Raw genomic sequence first — 16,874 nt, forward strand, 5'->3', positions numbered from 1 at the left:
ATGCGCTCGGCCAACGAGATTTCGGGGATGGTTCTGAAAGCGGCGCGCGGGGCTGGTATGCCGCTGGGCTGCGCAGAGGATTTGGCGCGTGTTGCGCCTGCTTTAGCGGGTTTGGGCGCGCTGGGAATCGTGCCGGATTTGCTGGGCCTTGAGTGCGATCTGCCGCGTTTAGAGGGCGGTGTCGTGTTGGGTGGGCATCCTGTTCTTGCGATCACGGCGTGGTGCGATTTGCGAAATGCGGCAGTAGAGGCCACTTTGGAGGCAAGTTTTTCGCAGGAATTGCTAACAGTGATGCAGGCCGAGAATGCAGCCGTCGGGCCGTTCGAGGTGGATAAGAGCCTCTGGGCGCAGTTGCAAAGCTATGCAGAACGCACCTTCGTGCCTGAAAGCGAGGCCTCTCGATTGGCGGGGGCTGGCGCGGGTTTGACGGATAACGATTAAAGAGGGGGCGCTGCCCCCGTCTTGGCAAAGCCAAGGCTTTCCCAAGACTCCCCCGAGGTATTTCAGGACCAGAGAAGATAAAGGCGGCCAGTGTAAAGGGAGGTCAGGCGCTGAAGATATCGGTGGGATAGGTGACGGCGGCAAGGTAGAGGCCATGGGGTGGGCTGACGGGACCGCAGGCGGAGCGGGTGCGCGCCTCGAGCGCGGATTTCACGTCATCGGGTTGCCACACGCCTGAGCCGACCTGCACGAGCGATCCTAAAAAGCTGCGCACTTGATTATGAAGGAACGAGCGTGCACGCAGGGAAAAGCGCACTTCGGGGCCAGAGGGGCCGGCGATTTGTTTGATGCTCAGTTCATCGAGGGTCTTTACCGGGCTTTGTGACTGACAGAGCGTGGAACGGAAGGTGGTGAAGTCGTGATGTCCGACAAGGTGACGCGCGCCTTCCTGCATGGCGGCAACGTCGAGTTGATGCGAGATTTGCCACACAAGGCCCGCATCATGGGTCGCGGGGGGGCGGCGCATCAGCAGGCGAAATTCGTAAGCGCGCTCCAGCGCAGAAAAGCGTGCGTGCCAGTCGCCTTCAACTTGCGCGCAGGCGACGATCGCGATGGGATCAGGCTTGAGATGGAAATTCAGCGCACCCGCGAGGCGGCTTGGCTCCCAGTCTTTTACAAGGTCGCAATGCGCCACTTGTCCCCATGCGTGCACACCGGCATCGGTTCGCCCCGCAGCGGCTATCGTATGGGGGCCTGGTTCGAGCTTGGCCAAAGCCGTCTCGATCTGGCCTTGTACGGAGGTCTGTGCGCGCTGGCGTTGCCAGCCGACGAAGGGCGCGCCGTGGTATTCTACTTGGAGGGCATATCTGGGCATGGCGACGCTCTTAGCGATCAAGGGGGCAAGCGGCAATGCTTTTCCCCTCTGGTATCGTGCTCGGTGCGCCCCTATCCTTTGAATAGGTAAGTATAATTAGGTCGGGGCAGCGGGACGTGGTCATATCAAGCATCGCAGAGGGGATCGTGCGCACCATCGAGGGCGCACGCGACACGGTGAGCGAGACGCTCTTTGAACCTGTGATCCGCCTTGGCGTAACCGGCCTCGCGCGTTCGGGCAAGACGGTGTTCATCACGTCGCTGGTCGCTAACCTGCTTGATCGCGGACGCATGCCGCAGCTTTTGGCCGCCGCCGAAGGGCGCATCACAGCGGCCTATTTGCAGCCCCAACCCGACGATACCGTGCCGCGTTTTGATTATGAGGCGCATCTGGGGGCGCTGACAGCGCGGGAGCCACATTGGCCAGAAAGCACACGGGCGATTTCCGAATTGCGCGTTTCGCTGAAAGTTCAGCCGAATGGATTGCTTGGCGGCTTGCAAGGGCCGCGCACGGTGCATCTGGATATTGTGGATTACCCCGGCGAATGGCTGCTTGATCTCGCGCTGCTCGACAAGAGTTACGAGGAGTGGTCGGGCGAGGTTTTGCAGCGCATCGCGCAGCGCGAGCAAGCGCAGGGGTATCGCGCATTGCTCGGGGAAACGGATGCGAGCGCCAAGCTCGACGAGCCGCAGGCGCAGGCCTTGGCAGCGCGCTTTACCGAATATTTGCACGCCGCGCGGAGTGCCGGTTTTTATGACTGCACGCCGGGGCGGTTCTTGTTGCCCGGTGATCTGGCAGGCTCGCCCGCGATTACTTTTGCGCCGATGGCAGGTACAAAAGCCGCGCCGCGGCGCTCTTTGGGCCGTGAAATGGAGCGGCGTTACGAGGCTTACAAATCGCGCGTGGTAAAACCGTTTTTCCGTGATCATTTCGCAAGGATCGATCGCCAAGTGGTGCTGGTGGATGCGCTTGGCGCGATCAACAGCGGGCCGCGCGCGGTCGAGGATTTGCGCGGCGCGATGGTGGATATCCTGAGCGCTTTTCGCCCCGGCACCAATGCGTTCCTGAGCAGGATGCTGCTGGGTAAGCGGGTCGAGCGGATATTGTTCGCCGCCAGTAAGGCGGATCATTTGCATCACGCGCAGCACCCAGAACTTACCGCCATCATGGAAGCGCTGACGCGGGAGGCGCGCGACACCGCGAAGTTTGCCGGGGCGAAGACCGCGTCAATGTCGCTTGCCGCGCTAAGGGCGACGACGGAAGAAACGCTTGAACACGAAGGCGCGCCGCTTGACTGTGTGCGCGGCACGCTCTTGGATAGCGGCAAACAGGCGGCCTTTTATCCCGGTTTATTGCCGAAAGACCCCTCGCATCTGCTTGGCCCCGCACGCGAGGGGGCGGAGGCATGGCTCGATCAGGATTACGAGATCATGCGCTTTGCGCCTGCGCCCTTGACGTTAAAACCAGGGTTCGGTCCGCCGCATATAAGACTTGATAAAGCGGCACAGTTCTTGATCGGGGACAAGCTATGACACTGGTTTTAAGGGCTGCGCGCAGCACGGATGCGGGCAAGCTCGGAGCGATGATTTCCGAGGCGGTGGCGGCGAATGCGTGGAAGCCCAAGCTGCATAGCGCGGCGCAGGATGTGGCGCATATGGGTGATTTGATTGATCGCGGCTGGGTGACAGTCTGCGAGAGTGGCGGCGACGTCGCCGGATTTTTGGCGCTGGACGGCGCAGAGGTGCATTCGCTTTACGTGATCGGAAAGCGCCAGAACGCGGGGATCGGCAGCGCGCTCATAGGCCATGCCAAAGCGCGGGTGCAGCGATTGCAGCTTTGGACGTTTCAGGCGAACGCGGGCGCGCAGCGGTTTTACCAGCGCCACGGATTTAGCGAAGCGGAGCGCACGGACGGCACGCGCAATGAAGAGGGCTTGCCGGATATTTCATATGTCTGGACGCGGTCACTGAAGGAAAACGATGATGGCTAAAGGTCCGGTATTAATTGATCTCGATGATGCGCCCGCACCCGAGCAAGGCCCCGAAGCGGCCGCGCCTGTACCGGAGTTGGATATTCCGGCACCGAGGGGGCAGGCGATGCAGAGCGCTGCGCGATTGGCGGCGCGCAGGCCCTCAAGGTTGATGAAATGGTTCTGGGGCTTGCTGCTATCATTGACGGGCTTTGTGATCTCCTTGGCGGCTTGGGATTTTGCCGTGGGCTTGATCGCGCGCATGCCGCTGCTCGGGTATGCGGTAACGGCGCTCATTGCCGCCTTCATTCTAGTGCTTCTGGTGATGGGCTTGCGTGAACTTGCCGCTTTTTCGCGCTTGGGGCGGATGGATGTGATCCACCGCGCAGGCGAGGCGGCACGCGCCAGTGGCGAACTTGAGGACGCGCGGGCGGTGATCGGGCAAATAACGCGGCTCTACGGCGGGCGCGAGGATACCCGTTGGGGGCGCGAGAGCCTGGCCGAGAAAGGCGCTGAAGTGCTCGACGGCGATGCACTGCTGGATATTGCGGAGCGCGATGTGCTGGGGCCGCTCGATGGCGCCGCGATGCGCGAAGTGGAGGCTGCGGCGCGGCAGGTGGCGATGGTCACGGCGCTGGTGCCGCTGGCGCTTGCGGATGTTGCAACTGCGCTGACCTCGAACTTACGGATGATCCGGCGCATTGCAGAAATTTACGGTGGACGCTCTGGTGTGCTGGGCAATTGGCGCCTCACGCGGGCGGTGATGACGCATCTTGTGGCCACTGGCGCGGTTGCCGTCGGAGATGACTTCCTGTCCTCCATTGCGGGGGGCGGGGTGCTTGGCAAGATTTCGCGCCGCTTTGGCGAGGGGGTGGTGAACGGTGCATTGACCGCGCGTGTGGGCGTGGCGGCGATGGAAGTGTGCCGCCCCTTGCCCTTTGTCGCGCTGAAGCGTCCTTCTGTCACCGCACTTGTGCGGGGCGCGCTGACGGGATTGTTCGGCGATAAAGGATAGTTTTAGTGGATGGTTTTCTTGTTCTTGTTGCGGTTCTTGTCGGGCTTGCGGTATTGCTTGCGCCGATTGGTGTTTTGGTTCTGTCGCGTAGAACGCGGGCACTTGCGGCGCGGGTCGAACAGCTTGAAGCGGCGCTGAGTGCGAAGGGGAGTGTTGAGAGCCCATGGGCTAACGTCAAAGCGCATATGGCACAGCGCGATGACATTGCAGAGCGTGAAGATGCTGAAACGCTCGCCGCGCACGGCGACACCGCAGAGAAGATCGAAATCGCCCTGCAGCCGCTGTCCTCTCAAACGCCCAAAGCCTTTGTGTTTCGCGCAGATACCCTGCGCGGCGCGATCAACTGGATCAAGGAAAACTGGTTCCTTGGGATTGCTGCACTGTCGCTGGCCTTGGCGGGCGTTTTCATGGTGCAATACGGCGTCGAGCAAGGCTTGCTGACACCATTCGCACGGATCATGGGCGCGCTCGGACTTGGGGCGGCCTTGATTGCAGGCGGTGAATTCGTGCGCCGCCGCTATGGCGACGAGGGCAGCAGCATGCGCGCGTTACCCTCGACGTTTTCCGGCGCGGGGATCGTTACGCTGTTTGCTCCGGTCCTGTCGGCGCGTCACCTCTACGGCATGCTGCCCTCTGATCTGGCGCTTGGGGGCTGGTTGCGGTGGCCGTTCTGGCTGTGGCGCTGGGCTGGTTTTACGGGCCTTTCCTTGTGGCGGTCGGTGTGATTGGCGCATTTGGCGCGCCCTTCGTGGTCGGCGGATCGAGCGATGCGCCGCATTTGTTCTTTTATTACTTTGCGTTGATCGTGGTGATGGCGCTGGTGATCGACACGGTGCGGCGCTGGGGCTGGGTATCGGTTCTGGCGCTCATCGGCGGTTTCCTCGCAACCTGGGCGTTGCTCATTAGCGGTGCGGTAGCAGTGCATGCGCTGGGCTTTGCTATCATCGCGACCCTTGCGGCGACAGCCATTCCGCAAAGGCGAATTTGGCCAGATCACAGCGGCGCGATGCTCGCCGAGATGGCATTGAAGCTGCGTGGTAAAGACGGGCAGGCTTGGCCCGACTTTCCGGTCCGCCTCGCGGGCGGTACGTTCATCGCAGCCATGGTGCTGAGCGCATTTATGGCGCTGGAGGTTTCTGGCGTGGTGGAGGGCTGGATAGGGATTGGCAGCGTTGTAGTATTGGGTCTTCTAGCCTTGATCTGGATGTCGCGCGCGCCTGCGCTGGAAGATTTGAGCGCACTCGCGCCGCTTGTATTGCTGCTGCTGTTGGTCTTGCTGGCGCTCGACAATGCCAACATTTTCAGAGGCTTATCCGATATTCCATCCCCTGTGCAGGACGAGGATGTGCCAACACCGCTTGCTGCGAGTACATTCGCCGGCCTCTTTGCGCTTTTCGCTGCGCTCGGGTTCTGGCGCGCCTCAAACGGCGTGCGCGCATCGCTTATCTGGATCGGGGCGAGTGCCATGGCCTTGCCTGCCGCACTTGGCGCGTTGGAGATATTCTGGACGCCTGTGCGGATCATCGGCTATTATTTCTGGGCGGGGCACGCGATGGGCGCTGCCGCCTTGATGACGCTGCTCGCCGAACGCGCCGCGCGCCGCTGGCCCGAGGATATGCGCCCTGCGGCGCTTTTCGCGATGTCCGCACTCTCGCTTATCACATTCGCGGTGATGCTTATCCTGAGTGCTGCTGCCCTGAATATAGCAATCGCCGTGATGATCGTCCTTGCGGCGCTGATTGATCGCCGCTTTGACATGCCATGGCTGGGGCTGTTCATCCAATTGGCCGTCGCGGTCCTTGGCTGGCGCTTTATAGTCGATCCCGGCGTGCCTTGGGCGTCGTGGCAATATACGCCGCTGATCGAGGTCATTCTGGCCTACGCAGTACCGCTCGCCCAGATGGGCTTGGCATGGTGGGTCTTGCGCCCGATCACGCGGCAAGGCGCGCAATTGGCGCTGGAAAGCGCGATCTATGCGCTTGGCGCGGTATTCGTATTGATCCTGCTCGAACGCGCGATCCGCAGTGATTTCGACAGTTTCTGGGGCATTTCGCTGGCAGGTTCCATCGTGCTGACCGCCATGGGCGCGCAGTTGTACCGTTGGCGCGTCGATGCGCGGTTCAAGGCCGTGCGCATCGTTTTGGCGCTCGTCATGGGGGTGATCGGCTTCGGCGCTTTGATCGTCGCGCTTATCGGCATGTCGCCGCTGACCCGCTGAGGCGCGCGCGATGTGCAGGGGCCGCTGCTGCTCGATACGATCGCAATCGGCTATCTGGTGCCCGCCGCGATATTGGCGGTGCTGGTCTGGAAGCTTGGCCACATTCACCGCTATCTGCGCGCTGGATTTGCCGCGATATCTGCCCTTTTGACCCTAAGCTACATCGGTCTGGAAATTCGCCGCTTTTGGCAAGGAAGCGACATTGCCAGCAGCGCAGTCAGCCAGGGCGAGCTTTACAGTTACACGATTGCCATGATGCTTGGCTCTGTCGCTCTTTTGCTCTTTGCCTTTTCGCGCCGCTCCGATCCTCTGCGCAAACTCGCCATGGCGGGGATTGCGGTGACGATTACCAAGGTGTTCTTGCTGGATATGAGCGGGCTGAACGGTTTGGTGCGCGTGGCGTTTTTTCTTGGTCTCGGGCTTGCGCTGACCGGGCTTGCCTGGCTAAGCCGTGCAATGTCTGCACGCTGGGACAAGGACGGCGTGCGCGGCAAAACCGGTTAGTTCTTGACTGTTTTGATGAAGGTCGCGCCCGATCTGTGCGTGGTGCGCTGAAAGCCGAGTTTGCGGGTCTTGTCCTTGTGCAGATTTTGCGCATGACAGCCGACCCAGACCTTGCCGATGCGGACTGATTCAGCCTCGCATTTCTGCTTTTGCGCCGTCTCGCTCTGGATTTGGGCGGGGGCGGCCAACGCCGCGGTTTCGGCCTTGTCTTCTTGGACGTACTTCAAGGCGGGAAACAGGCCACATGCCAAGCCTGCGACAATCAATGCGGGGCCACGAAAGTTCATTACTCAATCACATTTCTACTGGTTACCTGCATACACCTAGCCAAAGACCGTGTCGAAAATTTGTTCTGAATGTGCAGGCTAATAGGCAGGCAGTGCCCTTGCGGCACTGGACCTTGTGGCAGGGCAGGCCTATAAGCGCGCTCAAGATGGACCGGATATGCGCGACCTTTATTCGAATTACCGGCCCGGCGCTCACGAACTGAGCCGCCGGGATAAGGCGTATGGCACGGCCACGCCGCCTCTCTCTCATTTGATGAATTACGTTCCAAAGGACGCCCGATATGTGTGCTGACACGCCTGAAAACACCGCTGAAACCGCTGTTGATTACAAATCCACGCTGAACCTGCCGAAAACCGATTTCCCGATGCGGGCGGGCTTGCCCAAGCGCGAGCCCGAGTGGCTGGCGCGCTGGGAAAAGATGGGGGTTTATGATCGCCTTCGTGCCAAGGAGGGCCGCGCGCCCTTTACGCTGCACGATGGACCGCCCTATGCGAACGGGCATCTGCACATCGGCCATGCGCTAAACAAAACGATCAAGGATATGATCGTGCGCAGCCATCAGATGATGGGTTATGACGCGCGTTATGTGCCAGGTTGGGATTGCCACGGTCTGCCGATCGAGTGGAAGATCGAAGAGCAATACCGTAAGAAGGGCAAGAACAAGGACGAAGTGAACATCGTCGATTTTCGCCAGGAATGCCGTAAATTTGCCGAGGGCTGGGTCGATATCCAGCGCGAGGAATTCAAGCGCATGGGGATCACGGGCAACTGGCCTGATCCCTACCTGACAATGGATTTCCACGCCGAAGCGGTGATTGCGGCAGAGTTCCAGAAGTTCTTGATGAACGGGACTTTGTATCAAGGATCGAAACCCGTCATGTGGTCGCCCGTCGAGCAAACCGCGCTGGCCGAGGCTGAGGTCGAGTATCACGACAAGGACAGCTTTACGATCTGGGTGAAGTTCCAAGTGACAGGCACGGGTGATGCTACGCTGGACGCTGCGAAAGTGGTGATCTGGACGACAACGCCATGGACGATCCCGTCTAACAAGGCGGTCGTTTACGGCGCGGGCATTTCTTATGGTCTTTATGAGGTCACATCGACGCCGGACGAGTGTTGGCTCGATGTAGGCGAAACATATCTGCTCGCCGACAACCTCGCTGCTGATGTGTTCAGCCGCGCGCGTCTGGAAGAGGGCATGTATACGCGCCGCTCTGACGTGACGAACGAACAGCTTGAAAGGATCTCTCTGAATCACCCCTTGAATGGCGCAGAGGGCGGCAATGGCGAATGGGATGATATCCGCGACTTCCGCGCGGCTGACTTCGTGACCGACACCGAAGGCACAGGTTTCGTTCACTGCGCGCCAAGCCACGGCATGGAAGAATTTGAACTCTACCGCGACCTTGGCATGCTTGAGCAGGTCATCACCTACAACATCATGGACGATGGCCGTTTCCGCAATGATCTGCCGTTCTTTGGCGGCAAAGCGATCCTCAAGCCAAACGGCAAAGAGGGCAACGCGAACGCAGCCGTGATCGACAAACTGGTCGAGGTCGGCGGTCTGCTGGCGCGCGGAAAAATCAAGCACAGCTACCCGCATTCCTGGCGCTCCAAAGCGCCGATCATCTATCGCAACACGCCGCAATGGTTCGCGGCAGTGGATAAAGCGGTGGGTGATAATCAGGACACCTACGGCACGACCATCCGCGAACGTGCGCTGCGCTCTATTGACGAGCTAGTGAAATGGACACCGCAAACGGGACGCAACCGTCTTTATTCAATGATCGAAGCGCGCCCCGACTGGGTGCTGTCGCGCCAACGTGCTTGGGGCGTTCCGCTCACATGTTTTACCCGCAAAGGCTTGCTGCCGACGGACCCTGATTTCCTGCTGCGCAACGATGCGGTGAACACCCGCGTTGTCGAGGCCTTCGAGGCCGAGGGCGCGGATGCGTGGTATATGGACGGCGCGAAGAAGCGCTTCCTTGATGGCATCGTGAACCCCGACGACTACTATCAGGTGTTCGATGTTCTGGACGTCTGGTTTGATTCCGGCTCCACGCACTCCTTTGTTCTGCGCGACCGCGCAGATGGCACAGAGGACGGCATTGCGGATGTCTATATGGAGGGCACGGACCAGCATCGCGGCTGGTTCCATTCCTCGCTCTTGCAGGCTTGCGGAACGCTCGGGCGCGCGCCTTATCGCAACGTGGTTACACACGGAATGACGCTGGACGAAAAGGGCCTCAAAATGTCCAAGTCCATCGGCAATACCATCGTGCCCGAGACGATCATCAAACAATATGGTGCGGATATTCTGCGCCTTTGGGTGGCGCAAACCGACTACACGAACGATCAGCGTATTGGCCCTGAAATCCTTAAAGGCGTCGCCGATAGCTACCGCCGTTTGCGCAACACCATGCGCTTTATGCTGGGCTCTTTGAACGACTTCCAAGAGAACGACCGCATAGACCCTGCGGATATGCCCGAGCTGGAACGCTGGGTGCTGCACCGTCTGTCCGAATTGGATGAGACAGTGCAAGAAGGCTACAAAGCCTTTGATTTTCAGGGGGTTTTCTCTGCGGTCTTCACGTTTGCGACTGTTGAGCTTTCTGCCTTCTATTTCGACGTGCGCAAAGACGCGCTTTATTGTGATGGTGATACCGAACGCCGCCGCGCCGCGCGCACGGTGCTTGATATCCTGTTCACACGCCTCACAACATGGCTCGCGCCCGTGCTGGTGTTCACGATGGAGGAGGTCTGGCTAGAGCGTTTTGGCGGCGACGATAGCTCGGTGCATTTGACCGATTTCGTCGAAACACCCAAAACATGGCGTGATGATGCATTGGCAGCCAAATGGTCTGCGATCCGCGCTGCCCGCCGCGTTGTGACCGCGGCGCTGGAAGTGCAGCGCACTGATAAGGTGATCGGAGCATCGCTTGAAGCTGCACCGACGGTCTACATCGCAGATGCGGACCTGCATGCGGCGCTGCAAAGCGTGCCGTTCGACGATATTGCGATTACCTCAGCGATCACAGTATCTGGCGATGCGGCCCCCGCGGGCGCGTTCACGTTGCCGGATGTGAGCGGTGTCGCGGTGTCCTTTGCCAAGGCTGAGGGTGAGAAATGCCAGCGCTGCTGGAAAATCTTGCCGGACGTTGGCACGCATAGCGCTGTTGGTGTGTGTGGACGTTGTAGCGATGCGCTTGATGGCTAATTGAGCGCGCTCGTCTTCTTGGCCGTCCTTGGGGCGGCGCTGCTGCATGCTAGTTGGAATGCAATGATAAAGAGCGGGGCGAGCAAGCTGACATCTATGCTGATCCTCACTGTGGTGCAGGGGGGATTTGGCGGCTTCATCGCGCTTTTCAGCGCTTTTCCGAGCGGCGCGATCTGGCCGTGGCTTTTGGCGTCGGGGGTGTTCCACTCCGGCTACAAACTGTTTCTCGCTTTCGCATATGAGCAGGGTGATCTGAGCCGCGTCTACCCTATTGCGCGCGGTGCCGCGCCAATGTTGGTGCTCGCGCTCAGCGGATATGTTCTGAGCGATGCGTTAAGTGTGCGCGAAGTGGCGGGGGTGCTGGTGCTTGGCGCGGGTATCTTGATGATGGCGCGGGGCGTGTTTTCCAATGGCGAGTCGCGCCGCTTGGTGCCGCTGGCGCTCGGTTCGGCGCTGATGACCGCGGGCTATTCTATCGTGGACGGGCTTGGCGCGCGCGCCTCGGGCGATGCGGTGATGTATGTGGCTTGGCTGTTTATCCTAGATGCGGTGTTCTTCACGCCGATCTGCCTGGCCTTGCGTGGGCGCGGCGTGTTTCGCGCCAGAGGCAAGGATTGGATGATGGGCAGCATGGCGGCGGGGGCCTCCTAGGGAGCCTACGCGATTGCGGTTTGGGCCATGACAGTTGCGCCTATTGCACTGGTGAGCGCGCTGCGCGAAACCTCGATCTTGTTTGCGGTGCTCATCGGATGGCTGATCATGGGGGACAAGATGGATCGCAGCAAGGCGCTCGCCGCTGCTCTCATCGTGACGGGCGTCGCCCTTACGCGGCTTTAATCCGCTTCTCCGGTCTTCAAATACCTCGGGGAGTCCGTCTCGGCGGACGGGGCAGAGCCCCTGCAACGTTTCAGCGTTTGGGCGCAATGACCTGCTGCGCGATGCCCGCAAACAGCAAGTAAACCGAGGTCAGGACCAAACCCCAATGCGCCCAGCTTTCCGGGTGAAAATCAACCCAGGCCGCCCAGCCTGCGAAAAAGGTCCAAGCCAGCGCGATGGGCAACGAGACGTTGCGCCATCTCTCTGTGCGCACGGGATGGATGAATTTTAGCGGGAGGAACATTGCCAGAGACAGAGCGGCAACAAGGGTGATGGAAATCCAGAAATTTGGCTCGATCGCGAATAGGACAAGGATCAGCATGTTCCAGCAACCGGGAAAACCGGAGAATGAATTATCTTTTGTTTTCATGCGATTGTCGGCAAAATACATGGCCGATGCAAAGGTGATTACGATGATCGCAAACCAGCCGGTCCAGCCTGGCAAAAGCCCGGAGGCGAAGAGGGCGAAGGCTGGGATGAAAACATAGGTCAGATAGTCGATGATCAGGTCAAGCAGAACGCCGTCGAATTGCGGCGCGTATTGCTTGACGTCATATTTGCGCGCAAGGGGGCCATCGATGCCGTCCACGGCGAAGGCGACGACGAGCCAGAGGAACATCATGTCCCACTTGGATTGCACCGCGGCGAGCATCGCGAGCATAGCGAAAACCGCACCTGTGGCGGTGAGCAGATGAACGGCGAGGGCGCGGTTTTGTGGTGTCATAAGGGCGTCATGGCCTATTTTTAGAGGAGGCGCAAATTTCTTTGTGAAGAAATTTGGAAATTCGTTTGCAACGAATTTGTTTCGCGTGAAGCGCGAGAGTTTAATGGGCAAGATGAAGCGGGGGCTCAGGCCTTTGGATGGGATCGTTCATAGACCTCCATGAGGCGTGCGGTGTCGACGGCGGTGTAGGCCTGCGTCGTTGAAAGTGAGGCGTGGCCAAGCAGTTCCTGGATCGAACGCAGATCGCCCCCGGCGCTGAGCAGATGCGTTGCAAAGCTGTGGCGCATGGCATGAGGCGTCGCTGTGGCGGGCAGGCCAAGCTGCATGCGCGCTTTTGCCATAACCTCTTGAATGGCGCGCGGATTTAGCGCGCCGCCGCGTATCCCGCGAAACAGCGGTAAATTGTGCTCAAGCGGAAATGGGCAGGTATTGATGTAAATTTCAACAGCCTCGCGCGCCGCTGGCAACACGGGAACAACGCGTTCCTTGCCGCCTTTGCCGATGATGCGCAAGGTATCTGGCAAGGGCACATCCGCGCCAGTGAGGCCAAGCGCTTCGGAAATACGCAATCCGCAGCCATACAAGAGGGTGAGAACAGCGCTATCGCGCGCGGCGACCCATGCGTGCGGTGTTTGCAACTCAACCGTTTCAATCATCGCTTTGGCGGCGTCCACGGCCAGCGGACGCGGGAGTTTCTTTTGAAATTTGGGCGCTCGGATGGTGAGCACTGCTGTTGGCTCGAACCCCTCTCGTTCGGCCAGCCAGCGATAGAAATTTTTCACGGACGAGAGTTTGCGCGCGAGCGATCTTGCGCCAACCTCCGTTCCGCGCGTCGCAGCCATCCAAGCGCGCATATCGCGGGTTGTGATGCGCGCGAGGGCCGCGAACCCTTGGGACTCGCCCGTGTAACTGGTCATGAATGCGATGAAATCAGCGGTGTCGTTCGCGTAGGCTTTGATCGTGTTTTCTGACGCGCCCTTCAGGGATTTTTGCGTCTCGAGCCAATGCGAAAGCGCATCGCGCGCTTGCGGTGAGATCAGGCTCAAGACAGCCAGCGGCGCATTGCGCGCTCGAACACACCGCCGAAGAAGGCCAAAAGATCAGTGCCTTGCTGCGGTGTGAACTGATGAGGATCTTCCGCGCCCATAACCAGCATGCCGGGCAGGCGGCCCGCGCCAAAATCAAGGGTCAGGCAGGCCTCCGAGCGCACCCAGCCCGCGGCTTCTGCGTAAATCGCTTCATCTCCTTCGGACATTTGGCGCAAAGTCACATTGCGCGAGGGACGATCGGGGTAGCCGCCAAGGTAAGTTGCGATGAAGCCGGGTTCGGCGACGCAAAGCACATCGGAGAGTTTGCTGACTGCGGGTTCATCTTCGACTTGCACGGATTCCAGAACGAGACGGATACAATCAACGCGCAAAATTTCAGCGACTTCACCGCCGAGGTCCTTGAGGAATGCCTCGAAATCGATGGGATCCAGCATACGCAAAATGGCACGGTGGACTTGGTTTGTGCCCGCGAGGTTCTCGTAGGCTGCGGCGATCACCGAACGATGCGTGTCCTCGAGGCGATCCAGGCGCGCCTCAAGTCGCTCCATCGCGATGCCGCGCAGATCGACGATATTACCGCCCATCGCGCGTTCATTCGCTTCGATAAGGGCCTTCATCAGGTCCTTGTCTTCAAGGATCACATCAGGACGTGTGATGATCTGCTCGCGCAGATCATCTGTCATTTTAGCGCTGGTGTTCATTGCTGCTCTCGTTCTTTTTCCGTTCGTATAGCACGAGAGCTGCGAAATCAGAGGATTTTCTGGCCGGTCTTTGCCCAATCGGCCATGAACTGTGCCAGACCTGCATCGGTTAGCGGGTGATCTGCCAACTTTTTGATGACGGCAGGCGGGGCTGTTATCACGTCAGCGCCGATCAGCGCGGAATCCAGAACATGGTTGACCGTGCGAATGGACGCGACCAGAATCTCCGTGTCGTAGCAGTAGTTGTCATAGATCGTGCGGATGTCGCTGATAAGGTCCATGCCATCTACGTTGATATCATCGAGGCGGCCCACGAAAGGCGAGATGAAGGTCGCGCCGGCTTTGGCTGCAAGCAGGGCCTGATTGGCAGAGAAACAGAGTGTGACATTGACCATCGTGCCCTCGGACGAGAGCGTTTTGCAGGTCTGAAGGCCAGCCCATGTCAGTGGCACTTTTACGGTAATGTTTTCGGCGATCTTGGCAAGCTTGCGCCCCTCTGCAATCATCTCGGCTGCGTCTGTTGCGACGACCTCGGCAGAGACCGGGCCGTCAACGAGCGCGGCGATTTCTTTTGTGACCTCAAGAATGTCGCGGCCCGATTTCATGATCAGTGAGGGATTGGTTGTGACGCCGTCCACCATGCCAAGGTCATTGAGTTCGGCAATCTGGTCGATTTCGGCGGTGTCTACGAAAAATTTCATCTGCTTGGGTCCTTTGATGGGTTGGCCTATGTTGCTGGAGGCTTTACCTCATATACCTATGTCCGAAAAGCCCCCTCTTGATAGCGCTAACAGCGAGCCTGTCGAATTCTTCGATGAAGGGCAACTTGTGGGCGTATGGACGACGCAGCCCTTGGGGCGGATGCTGGATTACAAGGCACCCGAGGGGGGCTGTTGGCTTGGTGCGTTTGTCGAGGTGCCGCTGGGGCCACGTAAAGTTCTGGGTGTGGTCTGGTCTGCGGGCAGGGGCGATTTCGATTATGCCAAAGTGCGCAAGGTTGTCCGCGTTCTCGACGCCGCGCCCATGCGCGGTGAATTGCGCGAGTTTCTGGAAAAGGCGGGCGCGTATACGCTGACGGATATGGAATCGATGCTGCGCCTTGGGGTGCGTGCGCCGGGGCTGGTTGATCCGCCGTCAATGCGCAAAGTGTATCGCAAGGGCGATGTCGAGCCGGACCGTATGACCGTGCCGCGGGGGCGGGTTCTGGATGCGCTGCAAGAATATGGCGATTTGTCGTTTACTTTGAAGGAACTGAGCGAAGCGGCGGGGGTGACGTCTTCCGTAGTCAAGGGATTGGTCAAGCAAGGCGCTGTGCGAGAAGAAGATACGCCGCGCGATTTGCCCTATCCACGGCTTGATCCCAGCTTGCCCAGCAAGGAGTTGGCGGCGGATCAGGCAGAAGCAGCCGAAATATTGAAGGCAGGAATCAGATCTGGCGCATATGGCACGACCCTGCTGCGTGGAGTTACGGGATCGGGCAAGACCGAGGTGTATCTGGAGGCGGTCGCGGAGTGTTTGCGCAAAGGGCGACAAGCACTTGTCTTGCTGCCCGAGATTGCTTTGACGGCGGAGTTTTTGACGCGCGTACAGGCGCGCTTCGGGGCGAAACCAGCTGAATGGCACTCCGGCGTGACCATGACAGAGCGGCGACGCGCATGGAAAATGGTCGGGCAGGGCGGTGCGCAACTAATCGTTGGTGCGCGCTCAGCGTTGTTCCTGCCGTTTCGTGATCTCGGTTTGGTTGTGGTCGATGAGGAACACGACACGTCCTATAAACAAGAGGACGGTGTTCTTTACAATGCGCGCGACATGACGGTTTTGCGCGCCTCGATTTGTTCAGCTCAGGTGGTTTTGGCGAGCGCCACGCCCTCGCTGGAGAGTTGGGCCAATGCGGAGGCAGGCAAATACAGGCGGATTGATCTGACGTCGCGCTTTGGCGATGCGGTGATGCCGGACATGCGCGCGATTGATATGCGCGGTGTGAAATTGCCGGGGAATCGCTGGATTTCACCGCAACTGAAAGGCGAGGTGGAGGCGCGGGTGGCCTCTGGTGAGCAGGCTTTGCTGTTCATCAACCGGCGCGGTTATGCGCCCGTTACGATCTGTCGTGCCTGCGGCCATCAGATCGGGTGCGATCACTGCGATGCGCGCATGGTGGAGCATCGTTTTCAAAAGCGGCTGGTGTGCCATCAATGCGGTGAGACGAAAGCGATGCCGGAGATTTGCCCGTCTTGCGAGGCGGAGGATCGCCTTGCAGCAGTTGGGCCTGGAGTGGAGCGCTTGGCCGAAGAAGCGGCGGAGTTGTTTCCAGACGCGCGCATCGCAACGCTAAGTTCTGACATGTATGGATCGGCGCGTGCGCTGAAGGCCGAGATTGTCGGGATCGCAGAGGGCGCGGCGGACATTATTATCGGAACGCAATTGGTGGCGAAGGGGCATAACTTTCCCTTGCTCACACTTGTGGGTGTGATTGATGCGGACCTCGGTCTGCAAGGCTCGGATTTGCGCGCGGCGGAGCGCACGTTCCAACTCATGCGGCAGGTGGCAGGGCGCGCGGGGCGCTCATCCAAGAAAGGCACAGCCCTGATGCAGACCTATCAGCCTGAACATCCTGTGATCCGCGCGATTTTGGCGGGGGATGAGAACGGATTTTGGAGCGCTGAAGCAGGTGAGCGGCGCATGGCGTCGGTTCCGCCCTACGGGCGTTTGGCGGGGATTATCCTGTCCTCGCCCGATCCGCAGGAGGTGTTTGAATTGGGCGGTGAGTTGGCGCGGCTTGATGGGCCGCTGCGCGCCATAGGTGCGCAGGTCTTCGGGCCGGCGCCGGCGCCTATTGCGCGGGTGCGCGGGCGGCATAGAGTGCGTTTGCTGGTGAAGGCTGAAAAGAGCGCGCCGATCCAGCGTGCGATTGCAGCCTGGCTCAGGCAGGTGCGGGTGCCGCCGCAGGTCAGGCTGAGTGTGGATATTGATCCGCAGAGTTTTTATTAGAGAGGTTTCC

12 protein-coding genes and 2 pseudogenes are annotated in these 16,874 nt (G+C 59.7%); 8 read left to right on the top strand and 6 right to left on the bottom strand.

The window, feature by feature from the left end; genetic code table 11:
* Positions 1 to 441 (top strand): DUF3726 domain-containing protein, encoded by a 441-nt coding sequence (locus B9P63_RS07830; protein WP_085308007.1) that lies wholly within the window; start codon positions 1 to 3, stop codon positions 439 to 441.
* A 103-nt stretch (positions 442 to 544) separates the two neighbouring features.
* On the opposite strand, the gene truA is transcribed toward B9P63_RS07830, so the two are convergent.
* Positions 545 to 1,315, bottom strand: a complete 771-nt coding sequence (gene truA, locus B9P63_RS07835; RefSeq protein WP_085308008.1) for a tRNA pseudouridine(38-40) synthase TruA — start codon at positions 1,313 to 1,315, stop codon at positions 545 to 547.
* A 116-nt stretch (positions 1,316 to 1,431) separates the two neighbouring features.
* On the opposite strand from truA, the gene B9P63_RS07840 reads away from it, so the two are divergent.
* The 4 genes and pseudogenes from B9P63_RS07840 (at position 1,432) to B9P63_RS07860 (ending at position 7,021) form a co-directional block, all read left to right on the top strand.
* A complete protein-coding gene (locus B9P63_RS07840) occupies positions 1,432 to 2,847 on the top strand; it encodes a YcjX family GTP-binding protein (RefSeq protein WP_085308009.1) in 1,416 nt (471 codons plus the stop codon).
* Positions 2,844 to 3,305, top strand: a complete 462-nt coding sequence (locus B9P63_RS07845; protein WP_085308010.1) for a GNAT family N-acetyltransferase — start codon at positions 2,844 to 2,846, stop codon at positions 3,303 to 3,305. The genes B9P63_RS07840 and B9P63_RS07845 overlap by 4 nt, the downstream gene beginning before the upstream one ends.
* Entirely contained in the window at positions 3,298 to 4,299 is a 1,002-nt protein-coding gene (locus tag B9P63_RS07850; RefSeq protein ID WP_085308312.1) for a YcjF family protein, read from the top strand. Before B9P63_RS07845 ends, B9P63_RS07850 begins: the two co-directional genes overlap by 8 nt.
* Before the next feature lie 407 nt (positions 4,300 to 4,706).
* Positions 4,707 to 7,021 (top strand): annotated as a pseudogene (locus B9P63_RS07860) (DUF2339 domain-containing protein).
* Here the strand turns inward: B9P63_RS07860 and B9P63_RS07870 are convergent.
* Positions 7,018 to 7,308: a hypothetical protein gene (locus B9P63_RS07870; RefSeq protein WP_085308014.1), complete on the bottom strand. Its 291-nt coding sequence runs from the start codon at positions 7,306 to 7,308 to the stop codon at positions 7,018 to 7,020. The pseudogene B9P63_RS07860 and the gene B9P63_RS07870 sit on opposite strands and share 4 nt — an antisense overlap.
* Positions 7,309 to 7,589: 281 nt before the next feature.
* On the opposite strand from B9P63_RS07870, the gene ileS reads away from it, so the two are divergent.
* Together ileS and B9P63_RS07880 are read left to right on the top strand one after the other, a co-directional pair.
* Positions 7,590 to 10,526: an isoleucine--tRNA ligase gene (gene ileS, locus B9P63_RS07875; RefSeq protein WP_085308015.1), complete on the top strand. Its 2,937-nt coding sequence runs from the start codon at positions 7,590 to 7,592 to the stop codon at positions 10,524 to 10,526.
* A pseudogene (locus tag B9P63_RS07880) lies at positions 10,527 to 11,363 on the top strand (EamA family transporter).
* 70 nt (positions 11,364 to 11,433) lie between these two features.
* Here the strand turns inward: B9P63_RS07880 and B9P63_RS07885 are convergent.
* The 4 genes from B9P63_RS07885 to fsa form a co-directional block, all read right to left on the bottom strand.
* Positions 11,434 to 12,126, bottom strand: coding sequence for a CDP-alcohol phosphatidyltransferase family protein (locus tag B9P63_RS07885; RefSeq protein WP_085308016.1), 693 nt, complete (start codon positions 12,124 to 12,126; stop codon positions 11,434 to 11,436).
* A gap of 125 nt (positions 12,127 to 12,251) precedes the next feature.
* Entirely contained in the window at positions 12,252 to 13,172 is a 921-nt protein-coding gene (locus tag B9P63_RS07890) for a tyrosine recombinase XerC (protein ID WP_085308017.1), read from the bottom strand.
* Entirely contained in the window at positions 13,169 to 13,876 is a 708-nt protein-coding gene (locus B9P63_RS07895) for a DUF484 family protein (RefSeq protein ID WP_085308018.1), read from the bottom strand. The genes B9P63_RS07890 and B9P63_RS07895 overlap by 4 nt, the downstream gene beginning before the upstream one ends.
* A 47-nt stretch (positions 13,877 to 13,923) precedes the next feature.
* Positions 13,924 to 14,577 carry a fructose-6-phosphate aldolase gene (fsa, locus tag B9P63_RS07900; RefSeq protein WP_085308019.1) on the bottom strand — a complete coding sequence of 218 codons (654 nt, stop codon included), beginning with the start codon at positions 14,575 to 14,577 and terminating at the stop codon, positions 13,924 to 13,926.
* 58 nt (positions 14,578 to 14,635) lie between these two features.
* Between fsa and B9P63_RS07905 the strand changes: the two genes are divergently transcribed.
* A complete protein-coding gene (locus B9P63_RS07905; protein ID WP_085308020.1) occupies positions 14,636 to 16,864 on the top strand; it encodes a primosomal protein N' in 2,229 nt (742 codons plus the stop codon).
* Positions 16,865 to 16,874: the final 10 nt, after the last annotated feature.

Origin of the sequence: Planktotalea arctica (assembly GCF_002105285.1) — a bacterium.
Taxonomy (GTDB): domain Bacteria; phylum Pseudomonadota; class Alphaproteobacteria; order Rhodobacterales; family Rhodobacteraceae; genus Planktotalea; species Planktotalea arctica.

Coding starts and splice junctions, on each gene's coding strand:
- B9P63_RS07830 (WP_085308007.1), top strand. CDS start 1: ATGCGCTCGGCCAACGAGATTTCGGGGATGGTTCTGAAAGCGGCGCGC.
- truA (WP_085308008.1), bottom strand. CDS start 1,315: ATGCCCAGATATGCCCTCCAAGTAGAATACCACGGCGCGCCCTTCGTC.
- B9P63_RS07845 (WP_085308010.1), top strand. CDS start 2,844: ATGACACTGGTTTTAAGGGCTGCGCGCAGCACGGATGCGGGCAAGCTC.
- B9P63_RS07850 (WP_085308312.1), top strand. CDS start 3,298: ATGGCTAAAGGTCCGGTATTAATTGATCTCGATGATGCGCCCGCACCC.
- B9P63_RS07870 (WP_085308014.1), bottom strand. CDS start 7,308: ATGAACTTTCGTGGCCCCGCATTGATTGTCGCAGGCTTGGCATGTGGC.
- ileS (WP_085308015.1), top strand. CDS start 7,590: ATGTGTGCTGACACGCCTGAAAACACCGCTGAAACCGCTGTTGATTAC.
- B9P63_RS07885 (WP_085308016.1), bottom strand. CDS start 12,126: ATGACACCACAAAACCGCGCCCTCGCCGTTCATCTGCTCACCGCCACA.
- B9P63_RS07895 (WP_085308018.1), bottom strand. CDS start 13,876: ATGAACACCAGCGCTAAAATGACAGATGATCTGCGCGAGCAGATCATC.
- fsa (WP_085308019.1), bottom strand. CDS start 14,577: ATGAAATTTTTCGTAGACACCGCCGAAATCGACCAGATTGCCGAACTC.
- B9P63_RS07905 (WP_085308020.1), top strand. CDS start 14,636: ATGTCCGAAAAGCCCCCTCTTGATAGCGCTAACAGCGAGCCTGTCGAA.